Raw genomic sequence first — 24,741 nt, forward strand, 5'->3', positions numbered from 1 at the left:
TTAAAGTAATATTAACATACTCTTTTGGATAAGTCAAGGGTATATATTAATCTTCACCTTTTGTACTACCGTATAAAAGACAGTATGTTCTCTAACGTTAAAAGATTCATCGACTTTTGGTGTATAACTTTCATTATGACCATATACCTCCATAGTCCCTAAATTGGCCTTAGCAAACATCTTGTCCAACTCAGGTAGGGTATAAGCCCTATAGTACCTTGTAGGTATCTCTTCTTTCTTCTCCCCATTATTATTTAAAAGAGATATCTTATCCACAACTTTACCACTATAAGGGTCAAATCTGGTCTCCCTTATAAAAGTCTTATCACCTTCATTCTCATAGCTTATGCTTTGATTATTTGCTATGTAATAAGGGTTAAAAGATTGTATTAATAATCTTCCTCCTACCTTCAAAGAAGCACTCACCCTCTTGATTAATTCTTCATTCTCCTTATCAGAAAAGATCCCAAAAGATCCATCTAAAACTATTATCCCATCATACTTACCCTTATCTCCTATCTCTCTCATATCACCTTTTATAAAATCCACCTTAACTTCTCTTCTGTTTGCCTCTCTCTTAGCTTGGGCCAATATCTGAGCTGAGTAATCTAAGGCTCTTACTTTATAACCTTTCTGGGCCAACAAAATACTATGCCTCCCATTACCACACCCTAAGTCTAAAATTTCTGCACCTTTGCTTAAATTTAGAACCTCTTCTATAAACTCTACCTCTTGCTTAGCAGTAGAAAAATCTATGTAATGGTAGTCATACTCTAAGTCCTTCATCTTATCATAGGCCTTGGCCCACCAATTATTAGTCATAATTATCCCTCCTATATCTTATATTCTAATATTTTAGCATAGTTATGTCCATACTTAAAGAGCAGATATAGTATCCACTTTAAAATTTAATTTTAAATTTTTATCACCCCTTTAAAATTAAGGATAGCAGACTTGAGCCTGCTATCCTTAATTTAATAAAAAACATATAATAAAACAATAACATTCAAATATGAAAAACCTCTACTCATCTCTCCAGTCCCCCTAACAACTAAGCTTTACTAATGTAACTTTTCCAGATCTTATAACCTACAACTAAAGCTATCATTATTATAAAGGAGGTTAAGAAAAACGTGACCAAAACTGCCTTCCTCTCTCTTTGAACCCTTTCATACTCTCTTAATATATTATTAAAATGGGCCAAAGACCTTTCTATATTCTTCTCATCCATAATATTCCCCCCAGCATTAACCAACAAATAAGGAGACTCCTCTGATCCACCACCCTTTAAGAAAGCAAGATAACTCTCTAAACTACCTTCTTGCTCCTCTAAAATATTATAAGCTATTGATAAGGCTGTAGGAAAACTGATGGCATACTGATAAACATAGAAGGTACTCTCATAAAAATGGGGTATCTGTGACCAATAACTTCCTTCACCAGTGCCAAAATACTCTTGACTAAGATTATAATATAATTGAGATAAAAACTGAGCTGTTAAAGCTTCTCCTCTTTGGGCAACTTTATAAATTTCTCGTTCAAAATGGGCCAACATAGTTTGAAAGTAAAGTGTAGACTCAAACTCTTGCAAATAAAAATTAAGTAGATAGCTATACTCCCCCCTACTATCTGCATTATTTAAGAGATGATTTATTAATAATATCTCATTAACAGTTGAGGCTACCTCTGCTAAAAGTATAGATGATCTTGAATAAAGATAAGGTTGGTTCTGGCTTGAGTAATAAAAATGAACTCCATGCCCAAGCTCATGGACCAAAGTAAATAATCCCCTTAGATCCTCAGTATAATTGGTAGCTATATAAGGGTTATGGTCATAAATCCCTATCTGATAGGCTCCTTTTCTCTTTCCTTTATTAGGATATAGATCTATCCACCTCTCTTCAAAGGCCTTATTTATAACTTTAATATAATCCTTACCTAAGGGTTCTAAAGCTTCTACTATGATTTCTTGAGCTTCTAAATAACTTATCCCCTTATAAGGAGCAGATGTTGAAATTTTAAGGGGCTGGGTAGACCTATATCGGTGTAAGGATTCTAAATTGGAGCTTACTAACTCAATTAAGGAATCATAGACCTCTACAGGAACCCCTCTTGACTCTCTAACACTCTCATAACCTCTTGCTCGCATATAAAAAATGTCTTTCTCCACCTTAGCATTTAATATTGCTGCTCGAGTGTTCTGATTTAATCCCCCACCCTTATCAGCATAATTTATCATTCTAAAGATATTGCGCGGACTCCCAGCCATTCCCCCAGCCAAAGATATTATCCTCTCCTCCTTGGGGCTTAGATACCCCCCGCCCCTAATTATACTTAATAAATAATCCTTATATACCATAAGCTTTTCTTCTTCCTCTAAAAGCTCCTGAAGCCTCTCTTCTGGTATATTGGCAATTTGTACACTTATAAGGGCAAAGACCTTATCTAAGTCTCCTTTCAATCCTTCTGCCTTAAGAAGGAGTTTTTGATTATTATTGTCTCTAATATCCTCATCACTTCTTAATAGAGCATAAATGTATACCCTCTCTACACCCCTTGCAACCTCTTCTTTAAAGTTTATTAGATTTAATAACTCCTGACCACTAACCTCTACACTTATCCCATCCCTTTCAAACCCCTCCAACTTAGCCTGAAAATGATCAAAATCTTTGGCCCATTCATCATCACTCGAATAAATAGAAGATAGATCCCACTTATATCTTTGTGGTATTTCCTCTCTATCCATTGTACTATAATTATTTTTATTTATATTGAGAAATAATATTGTAAGTATTATTAAGGTAATCAAAGAAATCAGTCCATATCTCTTCTTTTTAAACATAGAACCCCTCCTTAGTCGACCTTATTAATACTTATTAATGTCATAGATTAAAATGACGTGTAAAGATTAACCAAAAGGCAGTTGAAAATTAAGAATTAATAGTTAGGACCAAAATATAAAAAGAGAACAGGATATAATCTCCCATTCTCTTGCTAAGCTCACACCTGTTACCCCTACCAACTTCTAATCTCTAACCTTTTTTTATTTTTCTTAGTAGTAAATAAACAGAATTATTAATATAATAAATTTTTCTAGTACAAAAGTAAAAAGTGAAGAATTATCTTTTAAGATCAGCCTCAAAGACTATACCCCCATCCTTTCTTGCAGCTACAAGTACTTCCATTACCGATCTAGAATAATCTAACAGCTCATAACATCTTTCAAAATCCCCTCTATTATAGATGTCAGCAAAAGCTAAGATTTCATGGTATAACCTATTCATATTATCTTCTTGTTCATTTATTCTAATTTCTTTATCACCTATATGAAGGCTAAATTCACGACAACCATTGGCCCCTTTTTTTACATAGAGATACCCTTTCTCTCCTTGAATTAGGACAAAGTTCATACCAGTTGTATCTTTGGCCCCTACACATTCACAAATAAAATCTGAATATTCTAATACTAAAACTCCTGAAGTATCAATTCCATTTGGGTGCTTATTGGCTGTATAGCTGACTTTTTGGGGAGATCCAAAGATATTCATAACAAAGTGGAGATTATAAATATTTATATCTTGTAAAGCCCCACCAGAGAACTTAGGATTAAATACATTGGGTGTCTGACCAGCAAGCAATTTATTATATTTACTTGAATATTGACTATAATTACATTGAATCAATTTAATCCTACCCAATCTTTTCACACTCTCTTTTATCAGCTTATAATTTGGCAAATATATCGTTGTGATGGCTTCAAATAACATCAACTTCTTCTCTTTTGCTACCTTGATTAATTCATCAATCTCATCTACTGTTGATGTAAAAGGCTTTTCACAGATTACATGCTTCCCGCTTTCTAAAGCCCTTAAAGATTGTTCATAATGTAAACTATTTGGTGATGCAACATAGATAAAATCAATATCCTCATCATCAAGCATAGCATCCAAATCAGTATAGACCTTTTTAATACCAAATTTATCGGCTAAACCTCTCCCATTCTCTTCTCTTCTAGAGTAGACTGCATCACCTTTGGCCCCATCTACTTCTTCTACAGCAGATAAGAATACTTTTACTATAGATCCTGTTCCTATAGTGCCAATTCTCATTAGAACACCTCCTTTTTCAAATCATTTTTGATTAAACCATACTCTTATATATAATATTCCTTTCAAAATCTTAAAGTCCTCCGTATTATCCTTACATATATCCATATAACAAAAAAGCTCATTCATCCCCTAAGACAAGCATAAGGGGTTTTCTGAGCGTTCCCTATAAATATTTTAATTTAAGTTGCATCTATGCTATATCCCTATTTAAATAATTTTACTTTCTTGTAGATTATAATTTATTTTACCTTAAATCACGTTAGGTATTAACTTATCTATTTTCTCTTGCTTTACTTCATTATATTATTATTAGGATTAATAATAATATAATGAAAGTCTTATTTTCATCTACTTTTTTACAAATAAGAAGTATTTTTTATGCTTCTGTTAGTTACAATTTTGTGATTATATAGTTAAAGACTTTAATTTTATGACATCTCTCTGTTTTTTAGGCTTGCAGAAGTAAAAACTTTAATTTTTTCCTTTAATCTGATATAGTATTACTCAACATCCTTAGTATAGGAGGTTTTATAATATAAAAGAAAATTGTAATAGATGCAAAAATAGATTGTGCGCCTCTAGGATTCCTATCTTCTCTACACTTTCAAGGGAAGAATTAGTAGAAATCATATCTACTACAGGTAGTGAAAAGTTTTCTAAAGGTGATACCATCTGCTTTGAAGGTATGGAAGCCCATACCCTTTATATAATCATCCTAGATAAAGATAAACTAAAAAGCTATACCTAAAAGATTAAATAATCCAAGCTCTTTAAAGACCAAGATCATTGATGATTTTGGTCTTTTTTATTCAAAGTGATTCTAATCACATCTTTATTCAGTCATCTCCTTTATAATAAAGTTAAGATTAATAGTAATATAGTTAACTAGTAATCAGTGATGACTAAGGAGTAATGAGTAAGATCAAGTGCTTACACCTCTCCCCCTGCCCCTTCTCTTTAGACAAGGGGATGGAGTCTAAGATTTTTGCTTTTGAACTAGCTTATGACATATGCCTCACAACTTATAGCTAGTGTAACTAAAAAAGATAAAGAGTAAATGAGAAGTTAAACCACCCTTTACTCTTTATCTTCCTAGTATATTTAATTTATATCAAAAGCCGATTAGGCACTTCTTACTGGCATAATTACCGAGATATAATCTTCCTTTTTAGTCTTTACTACCCCAGGGGCCAACGGTCCTGATAACTCTATAATAACCTCTTGCTCAGCTACTACCTTCAATGAATCTATTAAATAATTTACATTAAAGGCTATTTGGGCTTCTTCACCTTTTAAAGATATTTTAACCTTTTCATAAGCTTTCCCAACTTGAGGAGCCTTTGCAGTGATAACTAATTCTTTTGGGCTAAAGCTCAACTTGATTATATTATCATCTTGTCTAGCCAACAAAGCTGCTCGCTTAACAGCTTTTAAGAGCTCACCTTTTTTTAGTGAGACCTGTGTCTTACTTGTATTAGGAATAACATGCTTATAATTAGGAAATTGACCTTCAATTAATCGTGATACTACTACTATACCAGAAAATTCAAAAAGCACCTGACTTTGAGTAATAGCAACCTCTACTTCATCCTCTAAATCTGCTAGCAACTTACTTAATTCATTCATACTCTTTCTAGGTATAATAGCTTCTGCGCTAACCCCTTTATCTTCAATAACATTATACTTATAGGCTAGCCTATAAGTATCAGTAGCTATAAATCTAACTTCTCCATCTTCTACCATTAATAATCCTCCAGCTAAGAAAGGCTTTGTCTGATCTTGAGATACTGCAAAGTCTACACTATCAATCATCTCCTTTAACTTCCCTTGCTTAACCTTCAATCTAAGAGCCCCCTTAACTTCAGGTAATAAAGGAAAATCATCAGGACTGCCTGCATTAATACTAAAGTGCGACCCTCTACATTTAATAGATACTTTAGTCTTTGATGAATCTAACTCCAATTTAATCTTTTCCCTTGGTAGCTCTTTTATTATATTAGCCAGGTAATTAGCCGGTAAAAGAACACTCCCTTCTTCCAGCACCTTTCCTTCTACAAAGGACTCAATTCCAACCTCCAAATCTGTAGCTATTAATTTAATCCTTCCAGACTCTGCCTTAATCAAGATACTAGATAGAATAGGCAAGGTTCTATTCGAAGCTACAGCCTTCCTAACTATATTAATCCCTTGATAAAATCCCTTTTGCCCTAATTCTAACTTCATAACCTTCCCCCTTTTAAGGATTTCTAGGTACCCATTTGTATATAATTAAAGAAACTCTATATTATGTAATCTATAATTTTTATATTTAGACATAGACTAAAATTTTCCTTCGCCATTATTTCTTTAATCGTCTAGAAAAGTAATATAACATAACTTTATTACTAGGAATATGGCATCAGTAGCAAAACTATTTTTAAATGTTTTTAGGTAAAAATAATAAGAACGAAAAGCCTCTTTAGGCTTGTAGAGAATCAAAACATAAATTTTTAGGAACTAACGGTCTTACTGACTCCTGATTCCAAATTCCAAGTTCCTATAACTAAAAGTTATATTTTATTATCTATAAGACCTTAGTATTAAATAAAAACAATTTTATAATCAAAAAGAGAACAGCATTAGCTGCTCTCTTGTAATAACTCTATGCGTAGTTTTTCATAATTTTAATATGAAAATAGCTTACCTCGTCTGGTAAGGCTTCTTTAATAGGCTTTAACTTCCCAGTGTCATCTTCTTTAAGCTTGGATATGATCAACTTCTTATAATCCTCTGGAACAAGAGATACCAGGTCCAATTCTAAACCTTCACTTGCTCCCCTAATCAGATGGCTTTCGATAGTAGTAGTAGCCAATCCTCTATCCTTAGAGATCTCTTTAACTGTCTTCCCGTCTTGATATAACTTACAGCTTATCATATGGCTAGGGGTCTCATCACCCTTAGCTCTCCTAGATGCTCTCTTTCTCTTTTTATCCAAATATTTTTCAATCTCTTCTAAAAAGATCTGACCATACTTTCTATACTTAACTATTCCCATCCCTTTGACCTTTAAAAGTTGGTCCTTATCACTTGGTAACTTACTTGCTAACTCCTTTAAAGTACTATCCTGAAATATAACATAAGGTGGTACCTTTTCCTCTTCAGCTAAGTTAGCTCTTAATTTACGCAATGATTCAAAAAGTTCGTCTTTAACAGATATTTTAGTCACTTTATCTCTTACTTTATGATAGACTTTCTTCTCACCCTTTAAAACAGGAGAAGCAGTTGAAGATAACTTAACTACTGAGTATTTGGAATTAGTTAATATAATATAGCCTTCTGCAATTAAAAAGTTTATCATATTCTTAATATCTTTAATCCGATACCCACTCATAATCCCATAAGTTGATAATTTATGCAGGTTTCTATTTAATATCTGCTTTCTCTTAGATCCCTTCAAGACCCCAGCCACTACACCTACACCAAACTTTCCTTTTAATTTATAAACACAAGAGAGTATCTTCTGTGCTTCTACCGTTACCTCCTCTAATTCATTACTACCATTACAGTTACTACAATTATCACAGCCTTCTCCCATACCCATCTCACCAAAATAATCTAAGATGAAGTGCCTTAAGCATTGATTGGTATAGGAATAATCAACCATCCTTTGTAGTTTCTCATACTCATACTCTTTACGCTCCCCACTTAGATTGGATTGATCGATAAAGAACTTGGGTATTCTAATATCAGCAGGGCTAAATAATAATATACACTCACTAAACTCTCCATCACGACCTGCCCTTCCAGCCTCTTGATAATAAGCCTCTAAATTCTTAGGCATATTATGATGAATTACATAACGAACATTGGACTTATCTATTCCCATACCAAAGGCATTGGTCGCTACAATAATTTTCAACTTATCATAGATAAAACCTTCTTGAATAGCCTTTCTCTCCTGGTGATTCATCCCTCCATGATACTTGCCAACCTTATAATCCTTTCCTTTGAGAAATTCGTAAAGGGCTTCAACCTCTTTTCTAGTATTGGCATAGATTATACCCGAATCATCCTTGTTAACCTCTAAATACTCTTCGATAAATTCTCTCTTATCTTCTCCTGTTATAACCTTGAAATTTAGATTTGGTCTATCAAAGCCTGTTATAAAGGTATCTCTCTTATTAATACTTAAAAGATCATTAATATCAAATCTTACCTCTTTAGTAGCTGTAGCCGTGAAAGCAGTCACTATAGGTCTAGGCTTTAAAGAGTCCATCAGCTTAGAAATCAACCTATAGCTAGGGCGAAAATCATGTCCCCAGCTAGATATACAATGAGCCTCATCAACAGCAACCATAGATATATCCATTCGGCCTAGACGCTCTAAAAAGTCTCCACTCCCTAAGCGCTCAGGAGCAATATATATCAACTTATACTCTCCTTGTCTAGCCATTGAGATACGCTCTTCTATCTCAATCCAATCTAAAGAGCTATTAATATATGTGGCTGGAATTTGAATAGTATTTAAGGCATCTATCTGATCCTTCATCAAAGAGATCAAAGGAGAAATTACTAAAGTTACTCCTTCAAAACATAAAGCTGGAATCTGAAAACAGATAGACTTTCCTCCACCAGTAGGCATTATCCCTAGTGTATTTTTCCCCTCCAAAACATTCTCTATAATCTCGCGTTGGCCCTCTCTAAAAGAAGGATAACCAAAGTACTCCTGTAAATATTTCCTTGCCTTCTCTATCATCAAAACACTCCTTATGTTTTAAGTTACCAGTGTGAGTTTGTGTTTTGCGTTGTAGGATCAAAAGCTTAAATCATTATTACTTTCTATCCTCAAATTTTCTACCTTTACTCACACTCACTACCTACAACACACTACTAAGTGGCACGATAGTGCCACTCCATCCTATATAATCTTATCTAATTAATGAACAAAATTCAAGCCTCAAAGCAAAAGAGAACCTCCAAAGCTCTTAGCTTAGAAAATTCTCCTGCCATTTTTCCAAAATAGGATATAGTTATTCTTAATATATCTTATAATTGCAAATTATAAATTAGCTAATTTTTTCTTCGCTCTGCTATCCTAATTATTACATAAGCAATTAAGGTGAAAACAAAGAATACTAAAAGCATCCAAGCAATGCTCTGCAAGGAACCAATTAATGTCCTATAAATTTCTAAAGTCCAACGCTCTAGTGTTAAAGGTATAGGATCTCTACCACTAATTTGGGCAGTTATATACCTCTCTAAATCCCTAACCCTTACCCCACCTGAAATTCCAACTATATAAATAGCAAACTTTATATACTTCAACCAAGCTCGACTAATCTCCTTAGGAACTATCATATCCAATATTCTATGAACAGAACTACTAAAAATTCTCACTACTATATAGCAAGATAATAATGCTACTAAGAAGGTCAACAAAATAAGTAGATAAAAGATATGAATCCCCCCTCTCTTTTAATATGTATTTTTTACAATAAATTACTTTTTATACTTGAAAGGATATCAATTATCACCTCTAGCATCTAGTACTCTAGTAGATTTAAAGTAATCCTTGACCTCAGGATGAAACAAGAAGAAGGTGAAAGTTGCAAAAACTATTAGTCCAGGCAGTGCTAGAATCCATACTGCAGACACCAATAGATTAAGTGACCCAATAATTATATTCCAAAGCAGATAGAGAACCCTCCCCCAATTAAAACCCCTTAAGATGGCTATCCCACTTATAAGGGGTATAATCATTCCCGCATAAATTAAGAAACCCTGTATCCAAATAGCAGAAGCATTACTATCCATCAATATTCTAATTTCAGACTCCTCCAGCTCCCCTAATAGATAAATAAAATCTAGAAGCGAAATACTTGCTAAGATAATTAAAACCCAAGAAATTATGGTTATAGAAATTGGCCTTTCATCCATTTATCCTCACCCTTTCTCTAATTCAATACTCAGTGATTGCTCAATTCATACCATTTCAACTTCTAGAATATCCTTAGCATTTATATACTCTCACTTCTTCCCTTAAAACTCAAGTTCTTAAAGAGATAATAATAGATTCCTAGAGCAATTAAATCAATAATTAATTGCAACCAATTAAAAATATCATAGTAGGTAGATATTCATTGGGTTGGCCCATCCTTCCCAATTCAAGTTTATAGCCCCTTCTTCTTCTTAGCCTCCTTATAATATAGATATAAGCCACTACACCACCTAACAACTCTATATAAGGGCCTATACCTTCCAAGCCTAACACTCCAAATATTGCTCCTAAGGCACAAAAAGGGATACTAATTAAGTTTAAAAATAAAATAACCATAGCCATAACCTTCATACTATCCTTAATAGTCATCCCTTCTGCTAAAAGAAGCTTCTCCATATAAACACCCATTTAATATTTAATTTTATATAAATAAGCCAATAGATGTATTCCCAAATTTGGCCCTTGCTATATTAATATTCTACATAAACACCTTTGCACCTTCTAAATATTGTAATTTAAGTTTTTTAATGAAAAAACTCACACAACAATTAACAGAATTCTAAAAAGCAGATTAAAACACGATCAAAGTTGCTTAAATCTGATTTAAACCCTTTTAACCTTTTTTATTTTTATTCTTTATGCCCTTGCCATTCCTAGTTCCTGATTCCTGAGTCCTAACTCCTGCAACCAAAAGTTATACTTAAGAAAAAATCCAGTACAGCCTATGTGGCCGATACTGGATTTTTTTCTCCAACCATTGATTTTTCTGTCCACTTTCTACCCTTCCATCTATAATACATACAGATGCCTCTAAGCCATTCATCCAACAATAAGCCTAACCAAATTCCTGGAAGACCATAACCTAAAACTACTCCAAAGAAGTAACCTCCTAGCACCCCTACTCCCCACATAGAGAAGATAGCCATAACAACAGGAAAAATAACATCTCCAGCCCCTCTTAAACCATTTATAATTACTATATTGAAGTTTCTTCCAGGCTCTAAGAAAGCATCTACCATTAAGGTAGCTACTCCTAAGGCAATTATCTCTGGATTATCTGTATAAAAGTTCATAAATACTCTTCCAAAAAGAATTAAAAATATCCCACCTATTATTGAAAAGACCATTCCAATCTTAAAGTTCTTAAGGCCTACATCATGAGCTTCATCAATTTCGTTGGCCCCTACAAGTTGACCAATCATAATCTGATTTGCCTGACCTATAGCAATAGAGAACAACATAGCAAACCAAATTATTGTCATTACATAGGTCCTTGTTATATAAGCATTCTCTCCTAAATTAATTAATATAATACTCATCAAAACTGTCTGAGATAAGTTATATGACATATTCTCCATCGCTGCTGGAAAACCTACTTTAAATAACTTCTTGAGTATAATAAAAGATTTCTTTCCTAAATGAGAGAACATAGTAATTGGTACAAGCTTTTTAACTAAAAATACTGCAGCGGCAATAGTTGCACATATTCTACTAAAGGTAGTAGCAATTGCAACACCTCTCACTCCTAAAACTGGAGCTCCAAAGAGGCCAAAAATAAATACAGCATCACCAATAATGTTTACAATATTCATTATAACTGTAATTACCATAGTCTCCTTTGTATAGCCATGGCTTCTGATAATTGCTGTCAAAGTATTTAAAATTGCTTGGAAGAATAAAGCTCCACCTACTATCTTAATATAATCTGCAGCATAATTCATCAAATCTGGTGTGACACCCATCTGGATCAAAATCCATTCACCATAAAAGACCATAAATATACTAATTATTATTCCTACAATTAAGTTCATAACCAAAGATACTGCACTAACCTTCTCCACTTCTTTCTTCATCTGTGCTCCAACTGCCTGAGCTACTAGTACAGCAGTCCCAGCAGAGATAATTGCAAATACTATGTTAAAATTACCTATGACCTGATTTGAAGCACCTACTGCTCCAGCAGCACGATCATCAAATTGGCTAAGCATAAAGATATCTGCAACTCCAAGTAGCATAAAGAGCAGGATCTCGATAAATATTGGCCCTGCTAGCTGATATAAATTCTTTCTTTTCTCCATAATTACCCTCATTTCCATATACTGATTTAAGTATTCCTGCACTTCAAATATAATTATTTCAATTGACTTAAGAGCTAGAGATAATGCCGAGGAAGTGCTTCCAATTGAAACCAAAAAAATAAATTTAAATGCAACTAATTTCTTCAACCTTTTATTATAATAAATAATACGTTTAATAAAAGTATAATTTATTTAAAGACTAAAGTCAATATTATTAAGAGTGAAAAATTAGATTTCTTGAGAAATCTAATTTTTCACTCTTAATTCTTAACTCTTATTATAACTTTTAATATGAGCAGCTAATTTTTGATCTTCACGTTTTATATGCTCAATTAACCACCCAGTAACCATCTTATTTAATTTCATTAGTGCTGTTATATTAGCTGATCTATTGTAATCATCAACTACCTCTTGTACTCTAGCTTTAAACCCATCATGTATCTTCTTGTGATTCTCATAATCAGGGTACTTATACTCCTGCTGTATTATTTCTTCATCATCAAAGTGTTCTTCAATATAATCTACCAACCAATCTAAAACTTTATTTATCTCACTTTCACCTTTTTGCTCTTTATAAGCTTCTAAAAGATAGTTAGCCTGATCAAAGATACCTTTATGTTGCTCATCTATCTTCTCTACTCCTACTTCAAACTTATTACTCCACTGATTTCCATTAACCATATCCTCTAAAGTAAATTTACCAAGATGCTTCTTTAAGCTATTCACCCTCTGATCTAAGCCCTTAGACGAATCATTAATTTCCTTTGACATACTTCCTATATCTTGAGCTGCTTCTAAGAGCCCTTCACTACTTTGGGCCAAATCCTGAGCTGTATAAGCAATCTGTTCAATCTGTGTAGCAGTCTCTTCAGTAGCTTTTTCAATCTCTATAAATACTTGATTAGTTTCTTGAGTAATCTCTTGACCTTCTTTGGTCTTAACTTCAACCTCTTTTATAGCTTCTATTACCTTCTTAGAATTATTGCGAGTATTATTGATCAAATCTTTAACATTAATAGTTGCCTTAGTTGTCTCCTCAGCAAGCTCTCTAATCTCTTCTGCCACTACTGTAAAACCATGGCCCTGTTCCCCAGCCCTTGCCGCTTCTATAGCAGCATTTAACGCAAGTAGATTGGTCTGGTCAGCAACATTGGTAATCAATTCAATCATACTACCAATCTCTTCAGCATTATTATTTAATTTTTCAACTAAAAAAACCGTATTATTTACCTGCTTTGAAATTGCCTCCATCCTATCTACAGTCCCCTCCATATTTACCTTACCTGTCTGAGTAAGTGAGGTTGACTCCTGGGCAAAGCTGGTAACCTCCTCTGAACTTGCTGAAATTTCTTGTATACTAGCTGAAATATTACTAATTAAATCATTTGTAGTCTCTATTGCTGCATCTCCTTCTTCAGTACTAGCAGCCTGTATCTCACTATATAAAGAAAGATTCTCTGACTCTTCTAATATTTTAGTTATTAGGTTACTCTGTTGATCAACCAAACTATTAAAGGCTATGTATATATCCTTAAACTCTTTTGACCCTTCTTTTTCTATTTTTCTAGTTAAATCACCTTGGGCCAAGCCTTCAAGCCTACTCTTTATTAAGAACAATCCCTCATCGAAAGACTTGAATAATTTTGATATTATAGTCACTACTATAATATATAAAATGACAAAAGAGGATAGCATTGTAATAGTTATTGATCTTTTTAACCCCTCCATCTCTATTGATTGATCTAATTCTAATAAATTAGCCAAATAACCATTTATCAAAAAAAAAGCCAAGCTAGTAACCAAGATAAAAGACAGTGCTAAAAACAAATACTTACTCCTCTTATAATTAAATAATTTTCTTTCCATCCTACCATCTCCTTGTTTTACTTAATTTCAAAACCCAATCCATTCTACCCCAAACTAAAAGTTAATTATTGAATTTTTTATAAACTGTAAATAACTTAAACTAATTATTTAAGCTCTAAGTCAGATAACTTATTTTGAAAAAGATATCTCTTACTTAAATCACTTGATTAATAATTTAGATGTATATTAATTTAATTAGCTAAAACTTAAATTTATCCTCTTTAATAATATAAATTTTTATGAAAATTTATATAAAATAATAATATATTAGCTGGAATAGTAATAAAACATTTAACTCAAAGGGTGATTTAATTACCTTTATTTATTGACAGTACTTTCTGGATCAATATGCACAAACACTTTTTTTACTCTGGGGTTTAAATTTTTTACACTACTTTGAACCTCTTCTGCCACCCTATGCCCTTCTACTACAGTTAATTGATTATCCACTATAATTTCTATGTCTACAGATATGTTTGGCCCATAGAATCTCAATTTTATATCACCAACACCAAGTACTCTATCTAATCTATCTACTTCCATTTTAATCTTCTCCGCCTTTTTTTGATCTATGTTAGCATCCATTAATTCATTTATTGACCTAAATAATATTTCAAATCCTGTTTTTATAATAAATAGAGCTATTATTAACCCTACTATTGGATCTAAAAAAAGATAACCTAATCTTGCTCCTCCAGCACCTATTAAAACTCCAATTGAAGATAAAGCATCAGACCTCTGATGACAAGCATCAGCTATTAAACCCTTACTCTCGATCTTTCTGCCTATTTTAATAGTATACCTATAAAGAATCTCTTTACCAATAACAGAAATTAATGCTATCCACAAGACAAGCCCACCTGGAATATCAACGCCTCCCCTTAATAAATTAATTATTATATCCCTAAGTAATAAAACACCAGTCCCAATCAATATCAAAGCCAATAATTTAGTCCCGATAGACTCTGCCTTGCCATGGCCATAAGGGTGGCAAGAATCTGGTGGTTGAGAAGAAACCTTCATACTTATTATGACAATAATAGTAGAGGAGAAGTCTGACAAAGAATGGACTCCATCAGCTATCAAGGCACTACTATTAAAGGTCACTCCTACCACTATCTTGATTATTGACAGTACTCCATTTATCAAAAAGCTAACAAAAGTAACTTTCTTTCCTACCTCGTACCTATTCACAATCTTAAACACCTCCTAATATTTTATTTCATTATATACTATTCATTAGAAAGTTAAGAGTGTTAAATACTACCGAGAAATTAAAATAAAGCCTAGCTTTATTAGCTATTAGCCTTTAGCTAAAAAGTTGAATCCCATTTCAAAAGAATAATATTATTAACAAAGCCAACTCTTATTATAAAAACACATAAAAAAGAGCAGAGAATATTCTCTGCTCCTAAGAAACTCAATTATACAATTAAAGCAACTAAAGTCGCCATTATAATCAATGGAATATTAAAGTGTAAGAAAGTTGGTACACAGGTATCCCAGATGTGATCATGCTGTCCATCTACATTTAATCCAACAGTTACGCCCAAAGTACTATCAGAAGCCGGTGATCCTGCATCTCCTAAAGCTCCTGCAGCACCGATTAAAACGATAGTCGCTAAAGGGCTAAAGGATAATGCCTGGGCCAAGGGCACATAGATAGCTGCAAGGATAGGAATAGTTCCAAAGGAAGTCCCAATCCCCATCGTAACTACCAATCCAACAAGTAACATCAAGAATGCTCCAATAAGCTGACTACCGCCAATTAAACCTTGAACTGCATTTACTATACCATCTACCCCGCCAGTCTCTCTAATAACGCTACCATATCCAGCAGCTACCAACATAACAAAGGCAATAAAGCCCATCATTCCAATACCGGAATTAATAAACTGGGAAATCTCTTTCCATTTAATAGCACCACTTAATACCATAATCGTTAATCCAACCAAGGCTCCTAAAGGTAATGATCCATAAGCCCATTGTATCCCCAAGGCAGAAACCAAAGCGATTAAAGAAAATAGCTGCTGTAAGGTAAAAGAAGTTTCTTCACTTGTTGCAGCAACCTCCACTCCTGCTAAATCACTTTCATTTATATCATATTCTCTTTTTTCTCTATAAGTAAAGAATACAGCAATTACTAATCCTACCACCATTGCCAAACCTAAAGTCCACATAACACTGGCAATCTGTCCTAAGGAGACCTCCATACCGTTGGCCCCCATCTCATCGCGGATAATCCCATGGAATATAAGTCCATAACCGACTGGAAGAGCAACATAAGGAGCCTTTAACCCAAAGGTCAAAGCAGTAGCAACTGCTCTCCTATCAATATTTAACTTGTTAAACAGCCCTAATAAAGGCGGAATTAAAATAGGAATAAATGCAATATGAACTGGAACTAAATTCTGTGATAAGGAAGCAAAAGCAGCAATCACTATAACAAACAATGATTTTCTCCCCTTAACAAATTTAACTAAAAAATCACTTAATATCTTTACCAAACCTATTCTCTCAACTGCTACAGCCAAAGCTCCTAACAAGATATAGCTTAAAGCAGTCTCAGCATTACCTCCCATACCACCAATTAAAATATCCATTGTCTCTGTAATTCCTAAACCACCAGAGATACCACCAACAAGTGCAGCCACTAATAAAGCTAAGATCACATTCAACTTTGCTAAACTAAGACCAATCATTACTAATACTGATATAAGTACTGGATTCATCTATAAAAACCCCTTTCACTTTTAATTAAGCTTTGACTCAAATCTTCTTGATCAAATTATTGTTTTAATGCTTTAACTCACTAAAGCATTAATAGAATATCACAATTCTTTCTTGAAGTCAAGAAAGAATTGTGTTTTTACAACAAGTTCTAGATAGCCGGCAAAAAACTCAAATTTAATAACAAAGGCTGACCACCTATACTACTTATTTAATTAACAAAATACTTACCTAAAGGATCGACCTTTAGCAGATAAGCATCTCTGCTACCATTAGAAGAGATAGCAGTATATCCTATCAATAAATATCCCCCATCTTTACTTGGAATAATATCCATAAACTCACTAATCCCTCTACCATTATAATTCCTCTCCCACTCTAGCTTTCCATTAGAATCTATCTTCAACAAATATCCACTATACTCTTTATATCGATTATCGCCTGTATAACCTAACAAAAGATATCCTCCATCTACAGTAGAAACTCCACTTCTAAATCCGCTATCATTATCTTCAAACCCATAACTTTTAGAGAAGAGCTCTCTTCCCTGCTGGTCAACTTTGATAACATATCCCTGATAATTAAAGGTATCAGGAGAGCCTAAAGCTCCTACTAATAGATATCCTCCCTCAGTACTAGGAAGAACCCTTTCAATCCTAAGGTCTAAATTATCTCTATCATAGCTTAAACTTTCAATTAAATTACCCTTCTTATCTATCTCTACCAATAGTCCTTTCCCAAACTGACTTCCAAAGTCGCTAGTATAACCTGCCAATAAATACCCTTCTTCCTTCTCCAAAAGATGAGTAAAGTAATTATTGCTTCCTCCATCATAATGATTATATTTATACTCTCTAATATCTAACAGCCTACCCTTATCCTTACTCTTCTCTAATAAGTAGGCTAATCGCCCACCTTCATAGGTATAACCAACTACAAGATTATCACCTTTAGAATTTTTTACTACATTATAAAATTCTTCTTCTTTATTTAGCCCCCCATAACTATAACGGGCCAACTCTTCACCTTTTATTCCATCTATCCTTAATATATATCCGTCCTTAGATCCATCGCGAAGGTTACTTCTAGCACCAACAAGAATATATTCACCATCTTCTTCCTTACTAACACCTCTAAAATAACTAAAATCAGCCCTTGAGCTATCTATTAAAGACCACACCTTATCTCCGCTTTCATTGACTCCTACTGCATAACCTTTAGGATAAGAGCTATTTTCATTAAATGAAGTAGTATACCCTACAATCAAATAACCGTCTTCAGTCACAGCTCCACTTTCAAAGCCATCATTGATAACACCACCAAAACTTCTCTCCCAAGTATCGATAACTGTAATAATCATATCGTAAACTAATTCAAATCCACTTTCATCTACTATACTAACTTTTATTATATCTTCTCCCACTTCTTTAGGACTTAGATAAATAATCTCTTGCCCCTGACCTATAATCTCTCCTCGCTTAGCCTTCCATTTATAATCCAATTCTCCATCTCTAGTGCTGAAAGCTTCTATATTAACTTTTTGGCGTTGGCCCTTGGCGATAATAGTACTTTGAGCAGTCAAACCCTTATCAGATATAATAGGGTAAGCTTCAACTTCAATCTCAGCTTCACTTACCATCTCTCTACCCAGCTCATCTCTTCCAGCAACCTTTATCTTATCGACACCTTCTTTATCAGGAGCATTATAAATAACTTTATCTCCTTGGCCTAAAATTTCTCCCTTTTTGACCTCCCAACTAAAATTTAAACCCTTTATATTAGAAACAACCTCTAACTCTAAACTTTCACCAAGATAAACACTATCTTCACCTATGATCTTCATTCCAAAATCTATTACTACAACCTCTTCCTTTATAATCAACTCTTGGCCCCTATTGTCACTGATCAATAAAGTTAATTGATAAACCCCTTCCTCTTTAGGGGGGTAATAAATTACTTTAGAATCTTCCCCCTTAATCTCCCCGGCTTCAACCATCCATATATAATTTAAATCCTCACTTATACCTTCATCTATATCCACCTCTAAAATTACACTCTCACCAATCAAAACTTCATTTGAACTTATGTTAAAAGAATTTAAGACCAAATTCAAATCAACCCCACTCCTACAAGACACTAAGAATATAATTAATAAAAAATTTACTATTAAGACATATAACTTATTACCTCTTAGCATTCTCTCCCCCTCTTTCTTATATTATTTTTAATCTAATAACTACTTCTACTTTTTAAAGAAAATTCCTTGTCAAAAATAAAAGACCACTGTAAGCACAGTGACCTAATAAATAATATTCTAGTCTATCTAAATAAATTACCTAGTAACACCTCTTTTTATTACTGCACATAGCTATTCACTAAAAATAGTTTTTTAATATAATCTTATATTAATATATTCTTTGATTTCAGCAACAGCTAATAGCTAGGTAATAACTATACCTGTATTTAGCATTTATCTATAAACATTCTAATATTTTTCATACTACCTTACTAACTTTAAATTTAGATAAATAAGTTTAAAGTTTAACTTTATTGATATAACTAAATATTTAAAATTTTTAAGCTACCTACCTTCAAGTAGATAACCTCTCTTTTTAAGTTCAATTTCAATTAAATTAATCACCTCAAAATTTAATGCCTCAATAGTATGAAGATGAACACCGTCAGTTAAGGTAGATAACGGTTTGACTTCTTCTTCCTTATATTTTTTCATAAAAAGTTCTAAATCACTCTTCTTTTGAATCATTAGGTTTCCTTTAATCTCACCATATAAAGGATGTTCAACAATTACATCCCTTATTCTACCTCCATACTTTATTATTATTTCTAGCTCTTCTCTTGTTTCCACCCCACTATGTTTACAAGCTATCGTCTTTTTTACTATATTATCTTCCTTCTTGTTAGTTATATATCCTTGAGATGTTGCCAATATATCTTTACCTTCTGCTCTTAATAGAGCAATATCTTGTACTATTACTTGCCTGCTCACCCCAAATTCATCTGCCAATTGAGACCCAGTCATTGGCCCATCACTTTGACATAGCTCCTCTAAAAGATTTCTCCTTCTATCTTTAGCAGACATAAAGAACTCACCTCCTTAAATCATAGATTTATCTTATTAGTAATAAATTTCTGTATTATTTATTAATTCAATAACCTCAATTAAATACCTTCTAGAGATTAATATTATTCATATTCTAATTTATTTTGAGAATAAAAGTTGATTATTATTAAAAAAATAAAACAAACTGTAGTAATTAATTCAAATAAAAGATTTTATATCTAGTTTTAACTAATTAGATTATTCTAAAGATATCTTTACTGGGATAATAATTAATTTGTGAGGAATAATATTAATAAATAAAAGGAGGTGAAAAAAATGAGTATTAGAACTGGTAGTAATAGATTAGTAAACCCTATGGCTAAAGAAGCAATGGATAAATTCAAATTAGAGGTTGCCTCAAGTCTTAATATCTCTAATGACTATCAGTCTGGCTACTGGGGAAATATGACTTCTCGTGAATGTGGATCTGTAGGTGGAGAAATGGTAAAAAAAATGGTTGAGCAGTATGAAAATCAATTGGCTAATAATTAAATTTAATAGACTAAAGATCAAGATAATTATTCCCCACCTGATAACTAGAATCTTTTCCAAATATAAGTTTAACTAACCTCTTTGCCTTTAAATTAAATGGCTAACAAATTAATGATACCCCAACTACTAGTAGTTGGGGTATCATTAATTTGAAGTTATTTTTTATTATCTTCTTTTTTTATAATTTTACTTATGTTTGAAATAAAATCTTGAATCAATCCAACTTCTTTCTGTTCTGTCTCTAAACCTTCTCTATGAGATAATCCTTCTAAAACTTCTAAATAGGATGACCTCATAACTATTAAATCATTATTGGATTCTCTTATAGAATCGCTTTCATACAGATCACCCAAAGCCTTTATAAAATTATACTCTCTTCTCATTTAAATTCCCCTTCCTAATAAACTACATTGATCCTATAAATATTCTATCAACTTATATCAATTTAGACAAAAGAAATTAATGGAATAACAAACTTAAGTAAGATTTAATATATTTGATTTGTTTTTTATTATGGCAGTAGCTATTTATTAGTTACTGGCCACTATCTAAAAATTTCAAACTTTACTCTAATAAAGACTAGTAGCTAGAACTTAATAACAAACAGCTAGTAATTTCATTTATTTCTTTTCTTATCAGCAACTATTCCAGCCACCATTACTCCATCTTTAGGAACTGAGAAAGGAGGTGCATAAGCTAAGTCTAGATCAATCAACTCATGAGCCTTCATCTTATTATGTATGGCAGTAGCTAGGACATCAATTCTCTTATCAACTCCATCTTCTCCTATTATCTGTCCTCCTAATATTTGGCCACTATCTTTCTCAACTGTTAATTTAATATTTATCTTTTTATAGTTAGGATAATAGCCTGCATGATTACCAGCTTTAACCACAGAGCTTATGACTTTATACCCTTCATTTTCAGCTTCACGCTGAGTTAAACCAGTCCTACCTACAGCTAAATCACAAACTTTAGTAATTGCTGTTCCTAATATCCCTTTAAATCTATCATTTCCTCCTGCCAAATTACTTCCAGCTACCCGGCCTTGCTTATTAGCTGTCGACCCTAAAGGAATCCAAACTTGATTTCCTGTAATCATGCTCTTACTCTCCACACAGTCTCCGGCAGCATAAATATTCTCAACTGATGTTTCCATCTTTTCATTTACCTTAATAGCACCTGTTTTACCTATTTCTATTCCTGCTTTCTCTGCCAACTCTACATTAGGTTTTACACCAATAGCTAAGATAACCATATTAGCCTTTAACTTGCAACCAGATTGAGTGATGACCTTCTCTACCATAGTATCCCCCTCAAATTCTGCTGCTCCATCGCCTACTATAACTTCTACACCCTTATCCTTTAAGTGATCGTGAACAATCTCAGCCATATCATCATCCAAATTGGTCAATATTTGTTCGGCCATCTCTACAACACTTACCTCTATCCCTCTATCTAATAAGGACTCAGCCATCTCTAGACCAATATAGCCCCCACCGACAATTGCAGCACTTTTAGGCTTCTTATCACTTATAAACTTATTTATAGTATCTGCATTATGAACATTGCGCAATGGGAATATACCTTCTAATTCACTACCCTTAATTGGTGGCAAAAAAGCACTTGCCCCTGTAGCAATCAGTAGCTTATCATATCTAATATTTTTAACTTCATCAGTCTTTAAATCTTTAACTACAACCTCTTTATTATCTAACAGTATATCTTCTACTAAATGTTCTGACCTTACCTCGGCTCCTTTCTTATCTTCAAATCTTTTTGGGGTATAGATTATTATATCTTCTCTCCCCTCTACTATATCCGATATATAGTAAGGTAAGCCACAACCTGAATAAGATATGTCACTATCCCTTTCAAAGATGATTATCTCAGCTTCTGGATTAACTCTTTTGGCCCTAGCAGCAGCACTTGTACCAGCTGCTACACCTCCAATAACTACTATCTTCATTATCTTTACCTCCTTAATATTGATAGAAATAAATAAAATAATTAACAATTAATTTAATACACCTTTATTAAATTAATTGTTTTTTTATATAAAACATCCTTTTTAATATGTACAAAAAACAAATTTTAAATTCTTTCTTTACCTATAAAAGCTAAGAAGTTGCCTTAAGGCAACTTCTTAGCTTTTATAGTAGTATAATGCTTTTTAATATTTATATCTAATTACCCAACTATAGTTATTAATCAAGGATTACTCTACTAAAACAAATATGGATTTTATCTAAAATTAATTAAACAGATAAGTTATAAGAAGAGTCATAACAAAAACTATCTCCCTTAGACAAGATATAAATTTTTTCACCATCTTTACTGAGATCACTACTCTCTCCTGATGGTAAGTTAATTTCATTAGACTCTAAGTACGGGCGAAAGACTCCTTTGTTATCAAAAGCACCTAATTTTGCTATATAACTTGATCCACTTTTGAGATCATTTAAATAAAGACTACTCTCATCTAAACTAACCTCTAGTTCTCTAAATACTTTGTAAGCTTCACCCTCCCTGCCAGAGTATTCTAACCTTAATACTAAGTTATTATTCAAATCACCTTCACATCCGAACTCTGATAAAAAAACTTTAATTTTTTCATCTTCAAAATACCAATATAAATAAGCAGATCGCTCATTTTTAAATTGTAATCTTATAAGATCTTCTTTTTTATCACCACTAATTCCTAGATATAACTCTGCATTCTCCAACTCATCTTTTTGTTGAATATTTAACATACCATAATACCTCCTTATAAAAATTATCAAAGCAAATGACTATGTTATTTCTTAACACTAAGATAAGTATATTTAAATGAAATTAATTTATGACATAATTTCTATCTAAAATATGAAAAATATCAGGATTACTCTTAAGAAAGAGACATCTTCTTGCTTAATAATAAAAAGCTCTGAAGCATAAAAGCCCAGAGCCATAAAAAACATATAATTACATCTCTTCTAAGAAGATTTCTTCTTTACCATCCTCAACTTTTACAGAGATAATTATAGGACTATTATTCAAACTCAACTTTCCTCCTACAACCTCAATCTCTTCACCATTAATTAAATTAGTATAGCTTCCATCTACTATCGGAAGGGCCAACTGTCCTACCTTGCTTTCTAAGTTAAAGATGCCATACCTTCTCTCATTCTTCAACCTATAAGAGGCTACAGCAACTCCCTCCACCTCTAAATCTAAAAGCTCATAGTAACCCTTAGCAACTATCTCATCCCTCTTTATCTCCCCTAATTTCTTTAGTAATTGTAGGTACTCTTCACTTTCACCGCTCCAGTCCACCAAATCACGATCAAATAGACTTGGTGTATTATCATCTTGTGCTTCCTGACCCGCATAGATTAAAGTTAGACCTTGTTGGAAGTAGTAGAAAGCCGTCCAATTAATCAACTCCTCCTCAGATGGGAACCAAGTTGTGGCTCTAGGCTGATCATGGTTCTCTATATACCTCATCTTCACATAGTTATCTGGATAGATATACTCTTGGCTCCTTACTTTCTCTAAATACTGACCTAAAGAGATCTTGCCTTCTTTATACTTCTTAAAATATTGGAAGACATCATAATCATATGTAGCATCAAAAGCATCATAAGTTTGAGAATCTGATAAAGCAATAAAACCTTCTCTTCTTAAAGCTCTAATAAAATCAGGCTCTACACTCTCTGCTAGCCAGATCACATCTTCTTTAACCTGGGCAACTTCCTTTCGAGCTCTCTGCCAAAAATCTAAAGGTAATAAAGAAGCTACATCACAACGAAATCCATCTACCCCCTCTTTAACCCAATACTTCAATGCATCTATCTGATAGTCCCACAACTCTTTGTTATCATAATCTAAATCGATTATATCATACCAATCTCCTACCTTATTTCCTGTCTCTCCATCTTTTGTTCTATAAAACCACTCTGGGTGCTCTTCTAACAACTTAGAATCATGAGATGTATGATTATATACCACATCAATTATAACCTTCATTCCCTTTTGGTGAACCGCTTCCACTAAACTTCTAAAGTCATCTAAATCCCCATATTCTGGATTAATACCTTTATAATCTTTAATAGAGTAAGGGCAACCTAGATCACCTTTCTTATTCTTTTTCCCAATTGGATGTATAGGTAATAACCAAAGAATATCTGTTCCTAAATCTTTGATCCGATCTAAATCTTTTTCAACTCCCTTAAAGGTACCTTCTTCACTATGATTTCTTACATAAACTGAATATATAATCTGATTTCTTAACTCAACCTTAGTATCACTAGCCATTAATAGTCCCTCCTTATTATTATTTAATTAATTTAATTCTCGAAAACTAGATTAAATCCTGCTAAATTAAGA

At 33.0% G+C, this 24,741-nt stretch carries 20 protein-coding genes; 2 read left to right on the top strand and 18 right to left on the bottom strand.

Translation table 11 applies throughout. The features are described from left to right. Window positions 1-33 precede the first annotated feature (33 nt). The 3 genes from HALSAC_RS0112300 to HALSAC_RS0112310 form a co-directional block, all read right to left on the bottom strand. The gene (locus tag HALSAC_RS0112300; protein WP_027340498.1) at window positions 34-822 is read right to left on the bottom strand and encodes an SAM-dependent methyltransferase; all 789 of its coding nucleotides are present in this window, start codon (window positions 820-822) and stop codon (window positions 34-36) included. Between the two features lie 229 nt (window positions 823-1,051). Next, a complete protein-coding gene (locus HALSAC_RS16630) occupies window positions 1,052-2,842 on the bottom strand; it encodes a M3 family oligoendopeptidase (protein WP_027340499.1) in 1,791 nt (596 codons plus the stop codon). Between the two features lie 277 nt (window positions 2,843-3,119). Next, window positions 3,120-4,109, bottom strand: coding sequence for a Gfo/Idh/MocA family protein (locus tag HALSAC_RS0112310; RefSeq protein ID WP_027340500.1), 990 nt, complete (start codon window positions 4,107-4,109; stop codon window positions 3,120-3,122). Window positions 4,110-4,677: 568 nt separating this feature from the next. Between HALSAC_RS0112310 and HALSAC_RS17150 the strand changes: the two genes are divergently transcribed. After that, window positions 4,678-4,857 carry a cyclic nucleotide-binding domain-containing protein gene (locus tag HALSAC_RS17150; protein ID WP_156924192.1) on the top strand — a complete coding sequence of 60 codons (180 nt, stop codon included), beginning with the start codon at window positions 4,678-4,680 and terminating at the stop codon, window positions 4,855-4,857. Between the two features lie 374 nt (window positions 4,858-5,231). Here HALSAC_RS17150 and dnaN read toward each other — a convergent pair whose 3' ends face one another. The 11 genes from dnaN to HALSAC_RS0112365 form a co-directional block, all read right to left on the bottom strand. After that, the gene (gene dnaN, locus HALSAC_RS0112315; protein WP_027340501.1) at window positions 5,232-6,332 is read right to left on the bottom strand and encodes a DNA polymerase III subunit beta; all 1,101 of its coding nucleotides are present in this window, start codon (window positions 6,330-6,332) and stop codon (window positions 5,232-5,234) included. 418 nt (window positions 6,333-6,750) lie between these two features. Next, entirely contained in the window at window positions 6,751-8,844 is a 2,094-nt protein-coding gene (gene recQ, locus HALSAC_RS0112320; protein ID WP_027340502.1) for a DNA helicase RecQ, read from the bottom strand. 314 nt (window positions 8,845-9,158) lie between these two features. Continuing rightward, window positions 9,159-9,452, bottom strand: coding sequence for a hypothetical protein (locus HALSAC_RS0112325; RefSeq protein ID WP_245579476.1), 294 nt, complete (start codon window positions 9,450-9,452; stop codon window positions 9,159-9,161). Between the two features lie 159 nt (window positions 9,453-9,611). Then, entirely contained in the window at window positions 9,612-10,025 is a 414-nt protein-coding gene (locus HALSAC_RS0112330; RefSeq protein WP_027340504.1) for a DUF2593 family protein, read from the bottom strand. 160 nt (window positions 10,026-10,185) lie between these two features. Continuing rightward, window positions 10,186-10,482 (bottom strand): hypothetical protein, encoded by a 297-nt coding sequence (locus tag HALSAC_RS0112335; RefSeq protein ID WP_027340505.1) that lies wholly within the window; start codon window positions 10,480-10,482, stop codon window positions 10,186-10,188. Window positions 10,483-10,808: 326 nt separating this feature from the next. Next, window positions 10,809-12,164 carry an MATE family efflux transporter gene (locus HALSAC_RS0112340; protein WP_027340506.1) on the bottom strand — a complete coding sequence of 452 codons (1,356 nt, stop codon included), beginning with the start codon at window positions 12,162-12,164 and terminating at the stop codon, window positions 10,809-10,811. Between the two features lie 267 nt (window positions 12,165-12,431). Beyond that, window positions 12,432-14,030 carry a bacteriohemerythrin gene (locus tag HALSAC_RS0112345; protein ID WP_027340507.1) on the bottom strand — a complete coding sequence of 533 codons (1,599 nt, stop codon included), beginning with the start codon at window positions 14,028-14,030 and terminating at the stop codon, window positions 12,432-12,434. Between the two features lie 318 nt (window positions 14,031-14,348). Continuing rightward, entirely contained in the window at window positions 14,349-15,224 is an 876-nt protein-coding gene (locus tag HALSAC_RS0112350; protein WP_245579477.1) for a cation diffusion facilitator family transporter, read from the bottom strand. A 230-nt stretch (window positions 15,225-15,454) separates the two neighbouring features. Then, window positions 15,455-16,762, bottom strand: a complete 1,308-nt coding sequence (locus tag HALSAC_RS0112355) for a Na+/H+ antiporter family protein (protein ID WP_027340509.1) — start codon at window positions 16,760-16,762, stop codon at window positions 15,455-15,457. Window positions 16,763-16,971: 209 nt separating this feature from the next. Further along, complete coding sequence (locus HALSAC_RS0112360) at window positions 16,972-18,957, bottom strand: hypothetical protein (protein WP_027340510.1); 1,986 nt, start codon at window positions 18,955-18,957, stop codon at window positions 16,972-16,974. A gap of 384 nt (window positions 18,958-19,341) precedes the next feature. Next, a complete protein-coding gene (locus tag HALSAC_RS0112365) occupies window positions 19,342-19,860 on the bottom strand; it encodes a transcription repressor NadR (protein ID WP_027340511.1) in 519 nt (172 codons plus the stop codon). A 297-nt stretch (window positions 19,861-20,157) separates the two neighbouring features. Between HALSAC_RS0112365 and HALSAC_RS0112370 the strand changes: the two genes are divergently transcribed. Continuing rightward, the gene (locus HALSAC_RS0112370) at window positions 20,158-20,373 is read left to right on the top strand and encodes an alpha/beta-type small acid-soluble spore protein (RefSeq protein WP_027340512.1); all 216 of its coding nucleotides are present in this window, start codon (window positions 20,158-20,160) and stop codon (window positions 20,371-20,373) included. Window positions 20,374-20,528: 155 nt separating this feature from the next. Here HALSAC_RS0112370 and HALSAC_RS0112375 read toward each other — a convergent pair whose 3' ends face one another. From HALSAC_RS0112375 to HALSAC_RS0112390, 4 genes are all read right to left on the bottom strand, one after another. Continuing rightward, window positions 20,529-20,756: a hypothetical protein gene (locus tag HALSAC_RS0112375; protein WP_027340513.1), complete on the bottom strand. Its 228-nt coding sequence runs from the start codon at window positions 20,754-20,756 to the stop codon at window positions 20,529-20,531. Window positions 20,757-20,989: 233 nt separating this feature from the next. Further along, window positions 20,990-22,342: an FAD-dependent oxidoreductase gene (locus tag HALSAC_RS0112380; protein ID WP_027340514.1), complete on the bottom strand. Its 1,353-nt coding sequence runs from the start codon at window positions 22,340-22,342 to the stop codon at window positions 20,990-20,992. Window positions 22,343-22,631: 289 nt separating this feature from the next. Beyond that, entirely contained in the window at window positions 22,632-23,126 is a 495-nt protein-coding gene (locus HALSAC_RS0112385) for a DUF4912 domain-containing protein (RefSeq protein WP_027340515.1), read from the bottom strand. 211 nt (window positions 23,127-23,337) lie between these two features. Next, on the bottom strand, window positions 23,338-24,669 hold the full coding sequence (locus HALSAC_RS0112390; RefSeq protein ID WP_027340516.1) for an alpha-amylase family glycosyl hydrolase: 1,332 nt from the start codon (window positions 24,667-24,669) through the stop codon (window positions 23,338-23,340). Window positions 24,670-24,741 lie beyond the last annotated feature (72 nt).

It is taken from the genome of Halonatronum saccharophilum DSM 13868, assembly GCF_000517025.1.
GTDB lineage: Bacteria > Bacillota > Halanaerobiia > Halobacteroidales > Halobacteroidaceae > Halonatronum > Halonatronum saccharophilum.